Below are 16,776 nucleotides of genomic sequence, written 5' to 3'. Positions count from 1 at the left end.
ATGGCTGAGTACGACTGGGAAGCCTTGCGGGCTCAGGCCGTCGAGGCGGCGAAGTCGGCGTACGCGCCGTACTCGGGTCTGCACGTGGGTGTCGCCGGTGTGGTGGACGACGGCCGGATCGTCGTCGGCTGCAACGTCGAAAACGCTTCGTACGGCTTGGGAATGTGCGCGGAATGCACGATGGCGGGGCAGTTGCGGCTGACCGGCGGCGGCAAACTGGTCGCCGTCGCGTGCCGCAGCGGGGCCGGTGATCTGCTGATGCCGTGCGGGCGCTGCCGTCAGATCCTCTTCGAGCACGGCGGTTCCGACTGCCTGGTGGACACCCCGAGCGGCATCCTGCCGATGTCCGCGGTGCTGCCGGACGCGTTCGGGCCCGACGATCTGCCGGAGAACAAGTGAGCGCGTTCGCCGCCGTCGACGTCATCCGGGCGAAGCGGGACGGCGGACGGCTCACCGACGAGCAGATCGACTGGACCATCGACGCGTACACGCGCGGCGACATCGCCGAGGAACAGATGGCCGCGCTCGCGATGGCCATCTTCCTGCGGGGGATGGATTCCGGCGAGATCGCGCGCTGGACCGGCGCGATGATCTCGTCGGGGGAGCGGCTGGATCTGAAGGTCAGCCGTCCGACGATCGACAAGCATTCGACCGGCGGGGTCGGCGACAAGATCACGCTCCCGCTGGCGCCGCTCGTCGCGGCTTGTGGCGCCGCCGTGCCGCAGCTGTCCGGGCGCGGGCTCGGGCACACGGGCGGGACGCTGGACAAACTGGAGTCGATTCCGGGCTGGCGTGCCTCTTTGTCGACATTGGAGATCATCCGGCAGCTCGACGAGGTCGGCGCGGTGGTCTGCGCGGCCACTTCCGGGCTGGCTCCCGCCGACAAGAAGCTGTACGCGCTGCGGGATGTGACTTCGACGGTGGAGTCGATCCCGCTGATCGCGAGCTCGATCATGAGCAAGAAGATCGCGGAGGGCTCGGCCGGGCTGGTCCTCGACGTGAAGACCGGTTCGGGTGCGTTCATGAAGACGCTTCCGCAGGCTCGTGAACTGGCGCGGACGCTGGTGGAGATCGGGACCGCGCACGGTGTCGCGACGACGGCGCTGATCACGGACATGAACGTCCCTCTCGGCAACGCGGTCGGCAACGCGATCGAGGTCGCGGAGTCGGTCGAGGTGTTGCGCGGCGGTGGACCCGCCGACGTCGTCGAGCTGACCGTGGCGCTCGCGCGGGAGATGCTGGCACTGGCCGGGCTGTCCGATGTGGACCCGGCTTCGGTGCTCGCGTCGGGGAGGGCCTACGAGACCTGGTGCCGGATGATCGCCGCGCAGGGCGGGGATCCGGAGGCGGCGCTGCCGCGACCTCGGCACGTGCACGTGGTGGAAGCCCCTTCGGATGGTGTCTTGGCGTCTTTGGACGCGTACTCGGTCGGGGTCGCCGCTTGGCGGCTCGGTGCCGGGCGGGCGCGCAAGGAGGATCCGGTGCAGGCCGCGGCCGGCGTGCTGTGCCTGGCGAAGCCCGGCGACGAGGTGAAGGCGGGCGAGCCTCTGCTGGAGCTGCACACCGATACGCCGGACGCTGTGCCTTCGGCCCTTGCCGCGCTCGCTGACGCCTACACGGTCAGCTCCGAGGCTCCGGCCTCCGCTCCGCTCGTCCTGGAGACCGTGCGCCCCTGATCGCGTTTAGCGGGCTAAACGCGACGCGCGGGTCGCTGAAGTACATGAAGGCCCCCTTCCTTGCGCCTAGCGCAAGGAAGGGGGCCTTCATGTACTTCAAGGGCGTTGGGGAGGGTGGGCATCGTGCGGTGTCCCTGGCGTGGCGCCCCCGGATCGCGATTAGGGGGCTAAAGTCGCTCCGCCCTGGCCCCGGCGCCCGGATCGCGATTAGCCCGCTAAACGCGACGCGCCCTCGACCCCCGCGATTCGGCACCAGGTTGCGGTAGTTGCACGCGCAAGTACCGCAACCTGGTGCCGACTTGCGTGGTGCGGATCGCGATTAGGGGGCTAAACGCAGGTCGGCGCGGGGAGCGAAGCGGGGCGGGGAGCGAAGCGGGTAGAGAAGCGTGAAGGCCCCTTCCCTCGGCGGAGCCGGAGGAAGGGGCCTTCACACGCTAAAAGCAGGTCAGTCCGAGGTCTCGTCGGCGCCGTCGGCCTTCGCCTTGGCGTCGGCCGCCTTGGGCGCCCGGCCGTTGCGCGAGCTGCGACGCGGCTGACGCGGGGCGGGCGGCGGCGGGGCGATCTGCTGAACGGCCGGGCCACCGCCGAGCATCAGCTCCGCGAAGGTCGCCATGGCCTCGTCCAGCTGGCCGCCGATGCGGCGCACGGACTCGTCGTTGCTCTTGCGCACCAGCGAGTCGACCGAGTCGGTGTCCGGCTGCTTCTGCAGAGTGCTCTCGACCTTCGACAGGCCGGAGCGAATCGAGCCGTCGAGGTCGCCGAGGCGGCCGGTGAAGCCGTCTTCGACCTTGTCGAGCCGCTCGGCCAGGTCGTCGAGCCGCGAGGTGACCTTCTCGAGGCGGTCGCCGAGGCCGTCGAGCCGCTCCGACGCGTCGATCATCTCGCCGGTCTCGGTCAGCGCGGTCTTCAGCGCCTCGGTGTTCGCGGTGAGGCTGTCCTTGGTGGCCTTGTCGAGGTTCTCGACGCGGTTGCGCAGCTCGCGGTCGACGGTGTCGACGCGGTCCCGCAGGGCGGACTCGGCCTGCTCGACGCGCTCGCGCACCGGGCCGATCACCGACTGGGGCAGCGAGTCGGTCTTCACGTCCTGCTTGTCGAGGTGCGCGCCGAGCTCGTCGAGACGGCGGTGGATGTTCTGGAGCTTGTCCTCGAGCCCGTCCATCCGGCCTCCGACGCCTTCCAGACGCGCGGCCATGCCGTCGAGGCGGCCGTCGAGCTGAGCGAACGGCTTGGCCAGCTTGTCGACGATGCTTTCGACGGCGCGGGTCAGCGCGGCGATCGCGGTGTCCTGCGCTTCGAGCCGCGACATGGTCTCGTCGAGACGTTCGGCGAGCACGCTGGTCTCGGTGCGGTCGGGCATCTCCGAGAGCCTCTTGCGCACCGCGCCGAGCGAGTCGACCGGGGCCAGACGTGCGTAGATGTCGTCGAGCGCGTCGAAGATCTGCTGCTGTTCGCTCTCGCGCACTTCGGCCGCGCGCACCAGCATGTTGCGCATCCGGTCGAAGGACGGGGCTGCAATGTGGTTGTCAGTGGTCACTGCGGTGTCCTTCGGGGGCGGGGAAATGGGAGGGACGTGCCGTGAAGCTTATCCATTGCGAAATTGCTGTGCGTATGGCCCCCGGGTATCGGACAATGCCGAGCTCTGACCCTGATGGCCGATTCAGCCCGTGATCCACAAAGCCGAGGGTTAACCAGAGCTCAAGACTTACCACCATGTAGGGGAATGACAGCCTGGTTACCGTTACGTATGTCCTCTGAAAGCAGCAGACCTCGCGTACCGGAGGCGGTACTGGCCCGCGCTCCCAAGGTTCTCCTCCACGACCACCTGGACGGCGGGTTGCGTCCGGCCACGGTCGCCGAACTCGCCGAACAGACCGGATATCAGGCCCTGCCGGCCAGCGATCCCGTCGAACTCGGCCGATGGTTCCGCGACGCCGCCGATTCCGGCTCGCTCGTCTCGTACCTTGAGACGTTCGCGCATACCTGTGGCGTCATGCAGACCGAGGAAGCGCTGGTCAGAGTGGCCGCCGAAGCGGTGGAAGACCTCGCGGCCGACGGGGTCGTCTACGCCGAGGTGCGCTACGCGCCCGAACTCTTCGTCGAACGCGGACTGTCACTCGATGCGGTGGTCGAGGCCGTTCAGGCCGGGTTCGAAGAAGGTGAACGGAGAGTGGCGGCCGCGGGCGGCCGGATCCGCGTCGGGACGTTGCTCTGCGCGATGCGCCAGCACGCCAGGGCCCTCGAGATCGCCGGTCTCGCCGTCCGCTACCGCGACGCCGGTGTGGTCGGGTTCGACATCGCCGGACCGGAAGACGGATTTCCGCCTACCAGAAATCTCGACGCATTCGAGTTTCTGCGGATGAATAATGCGCATTTCACCATTCATGCCGGAGAGGCGTTCGGGCTCGCGTCCATTTGGGAGGCGATTCAGCATTGCGGCGCGGAGCGGCTCGGTCACGGCGTGCGCATCGTCGACGACATCAAGACAGACAGCGACGGCACGGTCCATTTGGGACGGTTGGCCGCCTACGTCCGCGACCGGCGGATCCCGCTCGAGATCTGCCCCACATCCAATGTCCAGACGGGAGCGGCGCGCTCGATCGGCGAGCATCCCATCGGCCTGCTCGCCAGGCTGCGGTTCCGGGTCACCGTCAACACCGACAACCGGCTGATGAGCGGCTGCTCGATGACCAGCGAATTCGCGGCCCTGAGCGAGGCGTTCGGCTTCGGGTTGGCCGATCTCGAGTGGTTCACGATCAATGCGATGAAATCCGCCTTCCTCGATTTCGACCAGCGGCTCGACATCATCAACACGGTCATCAAGCCCGGCTATGCCGCCTTGCGTTCGTTAGCATAGCCAACTATCGTTCACTATGTAGGAAGGTTTTCCCAAATAGTGAAACGGTGACGAGGATGGCGCAGGTCGTGGACGTGGGGATCGGCGGCAAACGACGCTGGCTCATCCTCGCGCTCGGCCTCGCCGCGCAGACCGCGAGCTGCTCGTTCCTCTACGGGATCCCGTTCCTGGTGCCGTCGATGCAGCGTGCGGAGGGGTTGACGCTCGCCGAAGCGGGAACCGTGGTCGCCGCGCCGAGTCTTGGCCTGTTGTTCACCTTGATCCTGTGGGGCGCGGCCGCGGACCGTTACGGAGAGCGTTTGGTAATGGCCATCGGGCTCGGCGTCTCGGGGTTACTCCTCGTGTACGCGGCCGCCGGTGACCACTCGCTCGGGATCCTCTTTGGGGTGTTCCTGCTCGCCGGCGCGAGCACCGCGTCAGTGAACGCCGCGAGCGGCCGGGCCGTCCTCGGCTGGTTCGGCCCGGCCGAACGGGGCTTCGCGATGGGCATCCGCCAGATGGCCCAGCCGCTCGGGGTAGGCGTCGCCGCCTTCGGCCTCCCGCCGCTCGCGGATCGCTGGGGATTCCAGGTCTCGCTCATGCTGCCCGCGCTGACCGCGATCGTCGTCGCGCTTCTGGTCGCCTGGCTCCTGGTCGATCCGCCGCGTCCGGAGGTCGAGGCGGGCAAGGCGGAGAAGCCGCCGTCGCCGTACCGGAAGCCGGCGTTGTGGCGGGTCCACGGCGCGAGCGCGCTGCTCGTCGTCCCGCAGTTCACGGTCTCCGCGTTCACGCCCGTGTACCTGGTGGCCATGCACGACTGGACGGCGGCGTCGGCGGGCTGGTTCGTCGGGGCCGTCCAGATCCTCGGCGCGCTGGGCAGGCTGGTGTCGGGCTACTGGTCCGACCGTGCCGGCAGCAGGCTGCGGCCGATGCGGCAGCTGGCGATCGCGAGCGCCGCGGTGATGCTGCTGGTCGCGCTCGGGGACGCGACGTGGCCGTGGCTGGTGCTGCTCGCGCTCGTCCTGGCGGCGGTGATCACCGTGTCCGACAACGGTCTCGGGTTCACCGCGTCGGCGGAGATGGCCGGGCTCGCGTGGGCGGGACGGGCGATGGGCACGCAGAACACCGGCCAGAACATCGCCGCCGCGCTGACCCCGCCGATGCTGGGCTTCGTGATCGGTGATTCGCGGTACGCGCTGGCCTTCTGCGTGGCCGCGGTGTTCCCGGCGCTGGCCGTGGCGCTGGTGCCCGTCAAAGACGAAAAGGGCCCCTCAGGACGAACCTGAGGGGCCCTTTCACGGATGGATCAGACGACCGTGAGCCGGTTCTCGAAGGTCTCGACGAGCTTGCGCCACTCGGACTGCTCGGCGTCGAACGGAGCACTCGGCTCGAGGCGCGAGGGGTCCGGCCGCAGCACGAACGACACCAGCCAGCCGAGGCTTTCGTTGGCGGCCAGCGCGGTCTCGACGCTGTCGTCTTCGGCCCATTCGGCGGCGTCGGTGATCAGCTCGACGGCCAGCTCCAGCTGGGTCGGGTCGATCGACTCCGGGCCTTCGGCGATGTCGTCGGCGATCCCGTTCAGCACGTACGTGTTCTCGGCGTCGACCTCGATCTCGAGCTCACCCGCGGTGGCCTTCGTGGCCACCTCGTCCCAAGTGGACACTTGGGCGAGGTCGTTGCCCGCCAGGTCCTTGCCGTCCGCGATCGCGCGGATGAGGGCCTTCTCGGAGGTGAAGACGTCGATCTCGCCTTCACTGCCGAGGAAGATCGGCTTGTCGTCGAGGTAGCAGCGCAGTGTGTAGTACTCGGCGCCCGAGGTGATGATCTTGATCGGGTCGATGCCGACCTCGCCCCAGAAGCCGACGGGCTCGTCGTCTTCCTCGTCGTCCTCGTCCGAGTCGTCCACGAGGTCCGCGTCGACGGCGGCCGCTTCGGCTTCGGCGGACTCCGCGAGGAAGGTCGCGAGCTCCTCCGCCGTCTGCTCCAGCACCTTCTCGTCGACGTCGGGGACGGTCACCAGGCCGTCGATCGCGTCGAGCACGGTGTCCCACTTCTCGGAGACCGCCTGCGACAGGTCCGCCCAGAGGCGCTCGCCGTCACGGCCGGTGAAGGGCAGCGTGCCCTGGTCCAGCAGCGAGAAGCTCTCGTGCGCGTCGAGGACTTCGTGGACCTCTTCCAGCTCGCACACGTCCGCGAGCGAACGCACGATGCCGATGATCTCGGCCAGCTCGCCGATCGTCCACTGGTCCGGCTTCTCGGCGACCAGCTCGGGGACGCCCACCAGGTCGTAGGTGTGGTCGTCGTCCGGGATGAGCTCGGGCACGTTCAGCGCCGGGACGACCTCCCACGCGGGGTGGTCGAGCAGGTCGTGCTGCTCGGAGGTCCGCACGAAGGCGGCGAGATGCGCGGCGTCCGGGAAGGCGTACAGGTCTTCCTCGTCGCCGAGGAACGCTTCCCATTCCTCGCCGTCTTCCCGCCAGCGCGGCGCCCAGAGAGTGACGACGTCACCCTGTGGCAGGCCGAGTTCGATCGGGATGATGTCCTGTGCCATTCCTTTAGCCCTCTCGGATTACCGCCTGTGTGCGCGGCCGGGTGATGGTGCCCGGAAGGTGCGCGGTACCGCGAAGCCTACGGGTTTCCGCCGATGGGCGCGATCACCCCTGGGCAAGAAGCGACCAACGGATGGCACGATAGGTCCTCTGATGACACTTACAGACCTCCTGCCTGCGGATCCCGACCCCGACTCGCTGTTCGAAGCCTTCTCCACCTGGACGGCCGAGCGCGGGTTGGAGCTGTACCCCGCGCAGGAAGAGGCCATCATCGAGGTGGTCTCCGGGGCGAACCTGATCCTGTCGACACCGACGGGGTCGGGAAAGAGCCTGGTCGCCGTCGGGGCGCACTTCACCGCGCTCGCGCACGGCCGCCGCAGCTACTACACGGCACCGATCAAGGCGCTCGTCTCGGAGAAGTTCTTCCAGCTCATCGAGATCTTCGGCGCGGACAACGTCGGCATGATGACCGGTGACTCGGCGGTGAACGCCGACGCGCCGATCATCTGCTGCACGGCGGAGATCCTGGCGAACATCGCGTTGCGATTCGGTGCCGACGCGCCGGTCGGCCAGGTCATCGCGGACGAGTTCCACTTCTATTCGGAGCCGGATCGCGGCTGGGCCTGGCAGGTGCCGCTGCTGGAACTGCCGAAGGCGCAGTTCGTGCTGATGTCGGCGACGCTGGGCGACGTCTCGTTCTTCGAGAAGGACCTCACCCGCCGGACCGGCCGTCCGACCGCGGTGGTCACCTCGGCGGAGCGGCCCGTGCCGCTCACTTTCCGCTACGCGCTGACGCCGTTGCACGAGACGATGTCCGAGCTGCTCAACGGCGGGCAGTCGCCGGTGTACGTCGTGCACTTTTCGCAGGCCGCGGCGATCGAGCGCGCCCAGACACTGATGAGTATCAACGTCACCTCGAAGGCTGAGAAGGAGGCCATCGCCGAGATGCTCGGCGACTTCCGCTTCTCGGCCGGGTTCGGGAAGACGTTGTCCCGGCTGGTCCGGCACGGCATCGGCGTGCACCACGCCGGCATGCTGCCGAAGTACCGGCGCCTGGTCGAGCAGCTCGCGCAGGCCGGGCTGCTGAAGGTGATCTGCGGGACCGACACGCTCGGCGTCGGCATCAACGTACCGATCCGCACGGTGGTCTTCTCCGCGCTGACGAAGTACGACGGCGTGCGGCAGCGGCATCTCAAGGCGCGCGAGTTCCACCAGATCGCCGGCCGCGCGGGCCGCGCCGGCTACGACACCGACGGCTACGTCGTCGTGCAGGCACCGGACCACGTCGTCGAGAACGCCAAGGCGCTGGAGAAGGCGGGCGACGATCCCAAGAAGAAAAAGAAGATCGTCCGCAAGAAGGCGCCCGAAGGGTTCGTCAACTGGACGGAGAGCACCTTCGACCGGCTGATCGCGGCCGAGCCGGAACCGCTGACCTCGAGTTTCCACGTCAGCCACTCGATGCTGCTGAACGTCATCTCCCGCCCGGGCAACGCGTTCGACTCGATGCGGCACCTGCTGGAGGACAACCATTCCGACCGTCCCGCCCAGCGGAAACTGATCCTGCGCGCGATCGCGATCTACCGCGCGCTGCTCGCGGCCGGTGTCGTGGAACGGCTCGACGAACCCGACGAGCAGGGCCGCATCGTCCGGCTCACCGTGGACCTGCAGTTCGACTTCGCGCTGAACCAGCCGCTTTCGCCGTTCGCGCTGGCCGCGATCGAACTACTCGACGTCGAGTCGCCGTCCTATCCGCTCGACGTCGTGTCCATTGTGGAATCCACTGTGGACAACCCGAGGCCGGTTCTTTCGCAGCAGCAGTTCAAGGCGCGCGGCGAGGCCGTGCAGGCGATGAAGGCCGAGGGCATCGAGTACGACGAGCGGATGGAGCTGCTCGAAAACGTCACGTACCCGAAGCCGCTGGAGGAACTGCTGGAGGCGGCGTATTCCCGCTACCGGCAAGGGCATCCGTGGGTCGAAGACTACGAGCTCAAGCCGAAGTCCGTCGTGCGCGACATGTACGAGCGCGCGATGAACTTCGTGGAGTACATCGGTTTCTACCAGCTCGCCCGCTCGGAAGGGCTGGTGCTGCGCTACCTCACCGACACCTACGACTCGCTCCGGCACACGGTTCCCGACGAGGCCAAGAACGAGGGGTTGCAGGACCTCATCGAATGGCTCGGCGAACTGGTGCGCCAAGTCGACTCCAGCCTCCTCGACGAGTGGGAAGCCTTGCGGCATCCCGAAGAGGAAGGCCCCGTTTCGACAAGGCCGCCGTCCGAGCCGCCCGCGGTCACGCGGAACGAGCGGGCGTTCCGGGTGCTCGTGCGGAACGAGCTGTTCCGCCGGGTGGAGCTGGCGTCGCGGCGTGCCTACGAGACGCTCGGCGAACTGGACGCCGCGTCGGGCTGGGACGCGGACGCGTGGGAAGACGCCATCGAGGACTACTTCGACGAGCACGAAACGCTCGGCATCGGACCGGACGCGCGCGGGCCCAAGTTGTTGATCATCGAGAAGGAGACGGAGATCTGGCGGGTGCGGCAGATCTTCGACGATCCCGCGGGTGACCACGATTGGGGCATCGGCGCCGAGGTCGACTTGGCGGCTTCGGACGAGGCGGGCTCGGCGGTCATCCGGATCACGGCGGTGGACCGGCTCTGACGTCTCGTGAGTGGCAGGGACGGTTCTAACCGTCCTTACCACTCACGAGCCCCAGACGACGCCGCACCAGCTGACCTATCAGCACCAACAGGGACAACGCGGGCAGCGGGTAGCCAAGGAACAGGCCCACCGTGATGTCGGCGAGCGGCGCGAGGACCGCGGCGACGAACACCCATGCCGGTGCCGTCGGAAGCTTCGCGCCGGAGCGGACCTTGCCCCACGGTTTCGCCACCGAAAGCCACGCCTGGAACGCGAGCGCGCTCGCCATCAGCGCGGTCCCGGCGACCAGGGCCACAGGCGCCGGATCACCGGCCCGAGCCGCCACCACGGAATCCTGCAAAGCGCCGGACAACAGGAAGATCCCGGCGTAGAGCTGGACGAGCGTGATCGCGAACTTCGCCAGCACCCACCAGTGCCGGGTGAATCCCCAGGCCGTCGCCGCGGCGAGCATGAAGCCGGTGAAGGCCGACGCGTTGGCGAGCGGCGCCAGCAGAAGCGAGTCGATCTCGTGCGCCATCGACGTCGCCGCGACGCGGATCTCGCCGTCCTCGCTCGCGCGGCTGATCGCCAGGAGGGTGAACAGCGCCAAGGCCTGCCCCATCCAGCCCACCGAAGTGATGACGTGCAGCCACACGGTCAGCTGCCGCCAGGTCTTCGTCCCCATGTCGCACAGGTTCGCGTGACCGCCCGGCCCGGCACATCGGGGACGACCCTGAAATCAGACCGGAAGGGGCGGGAAACAGGCCTGGGCGTCGTGGCCGTCGAACCAGAGCCCGACCATGAACGCCATGGTCGCCTCCATGAGCCGCGCCCGGTCGAGCCCGCCGGCGTTCAGTGGCGTGCAGCCGATGTCGCGGACCAAGGAGCTCACCACCTCGACGGCCTCCGGTGAACCGCAGAGCGGCACCGCGAGCGGACGGCCGCCGAACACTGGTGGTGTCATCCGCCAGACGTCCACGTCGCACAGGTTGAACGCCTTGACCACGTGCGCGTCCGGCGCGGCGGCGGCGATCCGGGCGGCCTGGTCGGGGGCCGTGAGCGTGGCGCCGGGGCCGACCGCGTTCGTGCAGTCGATCAGCATCTTTCCCGCGACGGATTTCCCCGCGACGGCAAGGACTTCTGGCGCCGACGGCGCGGGAACGGCGAGCAGGATCACTTCACTCGCGCGAGCGGTCTCTTCCCACGTCCCCGCTCGCGCGGAGATCTTCCCGGCGAGGGCGTCGGCCTTGGCCTGATCGCGCGCCGCGATCATCACCTCGTGCCCCGTCGCCGCCCACTGGCCGCCGAGTGCCTCCGCCATCCCGCCCGCGCCGAAAATACCGATACGCATGTGCTGCTCCCTAAGATCGAGTGACAACACCGACCGTAGAAAGCCGCGCGGGTACCGAATGGTTACCGGAGGTCCGATGAACGACGTCTTCCTCGCCGATTGCCGTGCCCGGCTGGCCTTCGACCTGATGGCGAACACGTGGAACCCCGTCGTGCTGTGGGCCCTGCGCGAAGGACCGCTGCGCCCGGCCGAACTGCGGCGACGGCTGGGCGGGATCAGCACGAAGGTGCTCACGGAGACGGTCCGGCGGCTGGAGTTCAACGGCCTGGTCAGCAGACGTGACTGTGGGCGGACGGCGAAGGTCGAGTACTCGCTGACAGACCTCGGGACCACGTTGCTGGCACCCATCGAGGCCTTCGGGGAGTGGGCGTTCCGGTACGGCGACGAGGTCATGGCGGCCCAGGACGAGGCGGCCAGGTTTCGCGATCTCGCGTGATTGAATACCGATCTCGCGTGCTTGGAGGCGGAACTCGCGTGATTGGCGGGCGATCACGCGTGATTGGGCGGACGACACGCGGTCAGGGGAGCGGGCGAGCCTCGGCCAGCTTGAGGAGCGGGACGGCCGCGGCGGCGTCGGTGATCAGCGTCGAAACCATGCCCGAACGCAGGACTGCGTCGATCGCTTCGGCCTTCGGTTCCGTGTAGCCCAGCGCGATGACCTCGGGGACAGCCAGCAGTTCTTCGGCGCTGATGGCCAGCACGTGGTGGGCCAGCCCGGTGGACATCGGTGTCCCGTCGGCGTCGAACAGGCGCGCGGAGACCTCCGCTTTGGCACCGCGTTTCGCTATCGCGCTCCGTTCCGTTTCGTCGAGCGCGTCGTAGACCGTCGACTCCTCGGGTTTCCACGCGCCGATGCTGACAACGGCCTTGGTCAGGTTCTTGAACTGCCCGAAGGTCTCCGCGATCCCGGGCTGCCTGCGCAGTGTCTCGGTGGTGCGGCGGTCGGGGAGGACGAGCGGCCCGAAGATCGGGTACGCCTCGCCGCCGGACACCGACGCGACCCGGCTGACCGTCTCCACCGACCGGTCCCGCATGTCCATGCCCGCCTGCACCCCGCACAGTTGCACGACCGGGCAATTCGGCAGTGACTCGATGGCTTCGGTCATCGCGTTCACGGAACGTGCCCAGGACAGGCCGATGACATCGCCCGGAGTGACGATTTCGGTCAGAAGACGGGCGGCGAGCGAGCCGATCTTCCGCCGCGCCACTTCGCGGGATTCCGGCTCCGGCGCTCGTTCGAGCACGAGAACCCGGTCCAGCCGGTACGCGGAACGGATCTCCTCGGAAAGCACGAGATCGACCGGCGCCGGCAGCCGGAACTCGACCGTGACGATTCCTGTTTCCCTGGCCGTGTCCAGCATCCGGGCGACCTTGAACCGGCTGATCCCGAACTCGTCGGCGATTTCCAGTTTCGAGGCGCCCTGCTCGTAGAACCGCCGGGCCACGGCGGCCAGGCGCAGCGACTCCACCAAGCCGGGACTCTGTTTCCTGCCGCTCATATGAGCACTATAGCGCGAAATCAACCCGAAAGGTTGACGTAACAACAGGGAAAAGTTCACCATGCCTGAACATGCAGTCCGAAGCATAGGCCCGTCCCGCTCGTTTGAGCGGAGAGAAGAGGAGCTGGCATGCGTGCCGCGATCGTGGACAAGCCCGGGGAGATCAGGGTCGGCGAGGTACCCGACCCCAAACCGGGGGATCGCCAGGTCGTCGTCAAGGTGGGTGCCTGCGGGATCTGCGGGACCGACCTCCACATCGCCGACGGGCACTTCCCGCCGACGCCCTATCCGATCGTCCCCGGCCACGAATTCGCCGGCGAGATCGTCGAACTCGGCGCCGACGTGCCGGGCGGCTGGAAGGTCGGCGACCGGGTGGCCGTCGACCCGTCGCTGTTCTGCGGCTACTGCAAGCCTTGCCGGTCCGGCCGCGGGAACCTCTGCGAGAACTGGAACGCGACCGGCGACACCGTGAACGGTGCTTTCGCCGAGTACGTCGCCGTTCCTTCCGCGAACTGCTACCGCATGCCGGACACGATGACCTGGGAGCAGGGCGCCCTCGTCGAACCGGTCTCCTGCGCGGTCCACGGCGTGCGCCGGATCGGTGTCGAGGCGGGGGAGCGGTTCCTCGTCGTCGGCGCGGGCACGATGGGGCTGATCATGCAGCAGTTGCTGCAGCGGGCGGGCGCGCAGGTCACGGTGGTCGACCGCAACACCGCCCGGCTCGGCCGGGCCATGGACCTCGGCGCGGTCGCGGTCGCGGGTGACGTGAAGGACCTGGACGACGAGAAGTTCGACGCCGCCGCGGACTGCACCGGCGCAGCTCCGGCCATCGAAGCCGCCTTCGACTCGCTCCAGCGCGGAGGCCGCCTGCTGGTCTTCGGGGTCGCGCCCGCCGAAGCACGCGTCGCGCTTTCGCCGTTCCGGATCTACAACGACGAGATCACCGTCGTCGGCTCGATGGCCGTCATGAACAGCTTCGGTGCCGCGCTCGACCTCGTCGCCAGTGGCGCCGTCGACACGGGCGCGCTGCTCACCGACACCCTGCCACTGGAGCAGTACCCCGACGCTCTCGCCCTCATGCGCAGCGGCGCCGGCTTGAAGGTGCAGGTAATACCGGGAGGCGAAGGTGCGTAAAGCAGCCGCTCTGCTCGCTGTTCTCCTGCTGACCCTCACCGGTTGCGCCGGCGCGGGCGCGCTGGGGACCGGTGACCGGACGCTCGTCGTCGCGATCGTCGCGAACCCGCAGATGAAGGACGCCATCGAGCTTTCCGGCGAGTTCGAAAAGGCGAATCCCGGCGTCAGCCTCAAATTCGTGTCACTGCCCGAAAACCAGGCACGCGCGAAGATCACCGCGTCGACGGCCACCGAAGGCGGCGAGTTCGACGTCGTCATGATCAGCAACTACGAGGCGCCGCAGTGGGCCGCGAACGGCTGGCTCGAAAACCTCGACCCGCATATCGCGGCGAATCCGTCCTACGACGCCGGCGACTTCATCCCGAGCATCAAGGAATCCTTGTCGCACAACGGATCGCTCTACGCGGTGCCGTTCTACGGTGAGTCGTCGTTCCTGGCCTACCGGAAGGATCTGTTCGAGCAGGCCGGGATCACCATGCCCGCCAAGCCGACGTGGACCCAGATCGCCGAGTACGCGGCGAAACTCGACGACAAGGCCAAGGGCATCGCCGGGATCTGCCTGCGCGGCAAGCCCGGCTGGGGTGAGAGCCTCGCGCCGTTCACCACGGTCGCCAACACCTTCGGCGCGCAGTGGTTCGACAAGGACTGGAACGCGAAGCTGACCAGCCCCGAGTTCAAGGCGGCCGCCGAGTTCTACGTGAACCTCGTGCGGAACCACGGCGAGGTCGGCGCGTCGAGCGCGGGCTTCTCCGAATGCGGCACGCGGTACACGCAGGGCCAGGCCGCGATGTGGTACGACGCCACGGTCATGGCGGGCACGAACGAGGACCCGTCGGCCAGCAAGATCGTCGGGAAATCCGGCTACGCTCCGGCGCCGGTGGAGAAGACGCAGGCGAGCGGCTGGCTCTACACCTGGGCGCTGGGTATCCCGAAGGTCGCCAAGGGCGCCAAGGACACGGCCGCTGCCTGGAAGTTCATGTCCTGGATGACGGACAAGGCCTACGTGCAGCGGGTCGCCAAGGAGTACGGCGACTGGAACCGCGTCCCGCCTGGCGTGCGGAAGTCGACCTACGACATCCCGCAGTACCGCGAGGCCGCCAAGGCCTACGCGCAGCCGACGCTGGACGGGATCGCGGACGCCGACCAGCGGAAGGCGATGGTGAATCCGGTGCCTTACCCCGGGATCCAGTTCGTCGGCATCCCCGAGTTCCAGGACCTCGGCACCCGGGTGAGCCAGCAGCTTTCGGCGGCGATCGCGGGGCAGATCACCGTGGACGAAGCACTCAAGCAGTCACAGGAGTACGCGCAGACCGTCGGCAAGTCGTATCAGGGGGTGCAGTGATGGCCACGATCTCCGCTCCTGCCCGCACCGAGTCCGCCCCCGCGAAGAAGGCGGCTCCGAAGCGCGGCACCGATACGCCGTTCAAACGACGGCTGCCGCTCCTGCCCGCCCTGCTGTTCGTCGTCGCCGTGACGCAGTTGCCGTTCGTGCTGACGGTGTTCTACTCGTTCCAGTCGTGGAACCTGGTGCGGCCGGGCTCGCGGCATTTCGTCGGGCTGCGGAACTACATCGACGTCTTCGCCGATTCGACGTTCCTCGGGGCGTTGCTGAACACCGTCGTCCTCACGGTCGTGTGCGTGTTCTTCTCCCTGCTGCTCGGCCTGGGACTGGCGATCCTGCTGGACCGTAAGTTCCTCGGCCGCGGCGTGGTCCGGACCCTGCTGATCACGCCGTTTCTCATCCTGCCCGCGGCGGGCGCGCTGCTGTGGAAGACGACCATGTTCGACCCGACCTACGGGTTGCTGCACTTCGTGTTCGGCACCGACGTCGACTGGCTTTCGGAGTTCCCGCTCGCGGCGGTGATGGCCCAGGTCGTCTGGCAGTGGACACCGTTCATGATGCTGCTGATCCTGGCCGGGCTGCAGAGCCAGCCGAAGGACGTGCTGGAGGCCGCGTCGGTCGACGGCGCCGGCCGCTGGCGGACGTTCACCGCGATCACCCTGCCGCATCTGAGCCGGTTCCTGCAGCTGGCGACACTGCTGGGCGCGATCTACATCGTCAACAGCTTCGACGCGATCTTCCTGATGACGCAAGGTGGTCCGGGGACGGCCAGCACGAACCTGCCCTTCTACATCTACCAGCGGGCGTTCCAAGGTTTCGACATCGGGCAGTCGTCCGCGATGGGCGTCATCGTCGTGATCCTGACGATGATCGTCGCGACCTTCGCGCTGCGACTGATGTTCCGCACGTTCTCGCTCCAGGGAGGCGCGAAATGAAAAGCCGCTTCGGCCCCGGCGCGCTGACGGTCGCGACCTGGGTGATCGCGATCCTGTTCGTGTTCCCGCTGCTGTGGATGATCCTCACGGCCTTCAAACAGGAGGCCGACGCCTACACCGATCCGCCGCGACTGTTCTTCACCCCGACATTCGACCAGTTCGCGGGCGTGCTCGAACGCGGCTTCCTGCCGTATCTGTCGAACTCGGCGTTCGTCACCGTCGTTTCGACGCTTTTCGTGCTGCTGCTGGGAATCCCGGCGGCGTACGCGCTCTCGCTGGCGCCGGTGAAGGGGACGAGCAACGCGCTCGGCTTCTTCCTGTCGACGAAGATGCTGCCGATCGTGGCGGCGATCATCCCGCTCTACGTGATCTCGCAGAACACCCAGCTGCTGGACAACGTGTGGGCGCTGATCATCCTGTACACCTCGATGAACCTGCCGCTGGCCATCTGGATGATGCGGTCGTTCTTCCTCGAGGTGCCGCACGAGATGATCGAGGCGGGCCGGATCGACGGGGCGACCCTGCCGATCCTGCTCCGGAAGATCATCATGCCGGTGGTCGCACCCGGGGTGGCCGCGACCGCGCTGATCTGCGTGATCTTCTCGTGGACCGAGTTCTTCTACTCGGTCAACCTCACGGCCGCGCGGGCCGGGACGGTGCCGGTGTTCCTGGTCGGGTTCATCACCAGCGAGGGCCTGTACTGGGCGCAGCTTTCCGCGGCCGCGCTGCTCGCGTCGCTGCCGGTGATGATCGTCGGCTGGATCGCGCAGAACCACCTTGTGCGGGGACTGTCGATGGGCGCGGTCAAATAAAGCATCGT

15 protein-coding genes are annotated in these 16,776 nt (G+C 67.8%); 10 read left to right on the top strand and 5 right to left on the bottom strand.

Annotated elements, in window-relative coordinates; translation table 11 throughout:
* Together H074_RS20850 and H074_RS20845 are read left to right on the top strand one after the other, a co-directional pair.
* Window positions 1–399 (top strand): cytidine deaminase, encoded by a 399-nt coding sequence (locus H074_RS20850; protein WP_007032040.1) that lies wholly within the window; start codon window positions 1–3, stop codon window positions 397–399.
* The gene (locus H074_RS20845; protein ID WP_007032039.1) at window positions 396–1,676 is read left to right on the top strand and encodes a thymidine phosphorylase; all 1,281 of its coding nucleotides are present in this window, start codon (window positions 396–398) and stop codon (window positions 1,674–1,676) included. Before H074_RS20850 ends, H074_RS20845 begins: the two co-directional genes overlap by 4 nt.
* Before the next feature lie 445 nt (window positions 1,677–2,121).
* Here H074_RS20845 and H074_RS20840 read toward each other — a convergent pair whose 3' ends face one another.
* Window positions 2,122–3,210, bottom strand: a complete 1,089-nt coding sequence (locus tag H074_RS20840; RefSeq protein WP_007032038.1) for a hypothetical protein — start codon at window positions 3,208–3,210, stop codon at window positions 2,122–2,124.
* A gap of 210 nt (window positions 3,211–3,420) precedes the next feature.
* Here H074_RS20840 and H074_RS20835 point away from each other — a divergent pair, with 210 nt between their 5' ends.
* Window positions 3,421–4,530, top strand: a complete 1,110-nt coding sequence (locus H074_RS20835) for an adenosine deaminase (protein WP_039922976.1) — start codon at window positions 3,421–3,423, stop codon at window positions 4,528–4,530.
* A gap of 56 nt (window positions 4,531–4,586) precedes the next feature.
* Window positions 4,587–5,795: an MFS transporter gene (locus H074_RS20830; RefSeq protein WP_051071959.1), complete on the top strand. Its 1,209-nt coding sequence runs from the start codon at window positions 4,587–4,589 to the stop codon at window positions 5,793–5,795.
* Window positions 5,796–5,815: 20 nt separating this feature from the next.
* Here H074_RS20830 and H074_RS20825 read toward each other — a convergent pair whose 3' ends face one another.
* Window positions 5,816–7,060: a hypothetical protein gene (locus tag H074_RS20825; RefSeq protein WP_007032035.1), complete on the bottom strand. Its 1,245-nt coding sequence runs from the start codon at window positions 7,058–7,060 to the stop codon at window positions 5,816–5,818.
* Between the two features lie 151 nt (window positions 7,061–7,211).
* Between H074_RS20825 and H074_RS20820 the strand changes: the two genes are divergently transcribed.
* Window positions 7,212–9,716 (top strand): DEAD/DEAH box helicase, encoded by a 2,505-nt coding sequence (locus H074_RS20820; protein ID WP_007032034.1) that lies wholly within the window; start codon window positions 7,212–7,214, stop codon window positions 9,714–9,716.
* Between the two features lie 25 nt (window positions 9,717–9,741).
* Here H074_RS20820 and H074_RS20815 read toward each other — a convergent pair whose 3' ends face one another.
* Window positions 9,742–10,380, bottom strand: coding sequence for a hypothetical protein (locus H074_RS20815; RefSeq protein ID WP_007032033.1), 639 nt, complete (start codon window positions 10,378–10,380; stop codon window positions 9,742–9,744).
* 54 nt (window positions 10,381–10,434) lie between these two features.
* Window positions 10,435–11,076, bottom strand: coding sequence for an NADPH-dependent F420 reductase (locus H074_RS20810; protein WP_420805391.1), 642 nt, complete (start codon window positions 11,074–11,076; stop codon window positions 10,435–10,437).
* A 46-nt stretch (window positions 11,077–11,122) separates the two neighbouring features.
* Between H074_RS20810 and H074_RS20805 the strand changes: the two genes are divergently transcribed.
* Window positions 11,123–11,482, top strand: a complete 360-nt coding sequence (locus H074_RS20805; RefSeq protein WP_007032031.1) for a winged helix-turn-helix transcriptional regulator — start codon at window positions 11,123–11,125, stop codon at window positions 11,480–11,482.
* An 82-nt stretch (window positions 11,483–11,564) separates the two neighbouring features.
* On the opposite strand, the gene H074_RS20800 is transcribed toward H074_RS20805, so the two are convergent.
* On the bottom strand, window positions 11,565–12,545 hold the full coding sequence (locus H074_RS20800) for a sugar-binding transcriptional regulator (protein ID WP_039922974.1): 981 nt from the start codon (window positions 12,543–12,545) through the stop codon (window positions 11,565–11,567).
* A gap of 129 nt (window positions 12,546–12,674) precedes the next feature.
* Between H074_RS20800 and H074_RS20795 the strand changes: the two genes are divergently transcribed.
* From H074_RS20795 to H074_RS20780, 4 genes are read left to right on the top strand one after another with little or no spacing between them, the layout of a single operon-like run.
* Window positions 12,675–13,679 carry a zinc-dependent alcohol dehydrogenase family protein gene (locus H074_RS20795; protein ID WP_007032029.1) on the top strand — a complete coding sequence of 335 codons (1,005 nt, stop codon included), beginning with the start codon at window positions 12,675–12,677 and terminating at the stop codon, window positions 13,677–13,679.
* Complete coding sequence (locus H074_RS20790) at window positions 13,672–15,021, top strand: ABC transporter substrate-binding protein (RefSeq protein ID WP_007032028.1); 1,350 nt, start codon at window positions 13,672–13,674, stop codon at window positions 15,019–15,021. The genes H074_RS20795 and H074_RS20790 overlap by 8 nt, the downstream gene beginning before the upstream one ends.
* Window positions 15,021–15,956, top strand: coding sequence for a carbohydrate ABC transporter permease (locus H074_RS20785; protein ID WP_007032027.1), 936 nt, complete (start codon window positions 15,021–15,023; stop codon window positions 15,954–15,956). The genes H074_RS20790 and H074_RS20785 overlap by 1 nt, the downstream gene beginning before the upstream one ends.
* Complete coding sequence (locus H074_RS20780) at window positions 15,953–16,768, top strand: carbohydrate ABC transporter permease (protein WP_007032026.1); 816 nt, start codon at window positions 15,953–15,955, stop codon at window positions 16,766–16,768. The genes H074_RS20785 and H074_RS20780 overlap by 4 nt, the downstream gene beginning before the upstream one ends.
* The last annotated feature ends 8 nt before the right edge of the window (window positions 16,769–16,776 follow it).

It is taken from the genome of Amycolatopsis decaplanina DSM 44594 (genome assembly GCF_000342005.1).
GTDB classification, from domain to species: Bacteria; Actinomycetota; Actinomycetes; order Mycobacteriales; family Pseudonocardiaceae; genus Amycolatopsis; species Amycolatopsis decaplanina.
Note: the sequence above shows the minus strand (reverse complement) of the source record. Positions and strands in the feature narration are given on the sequence as shown.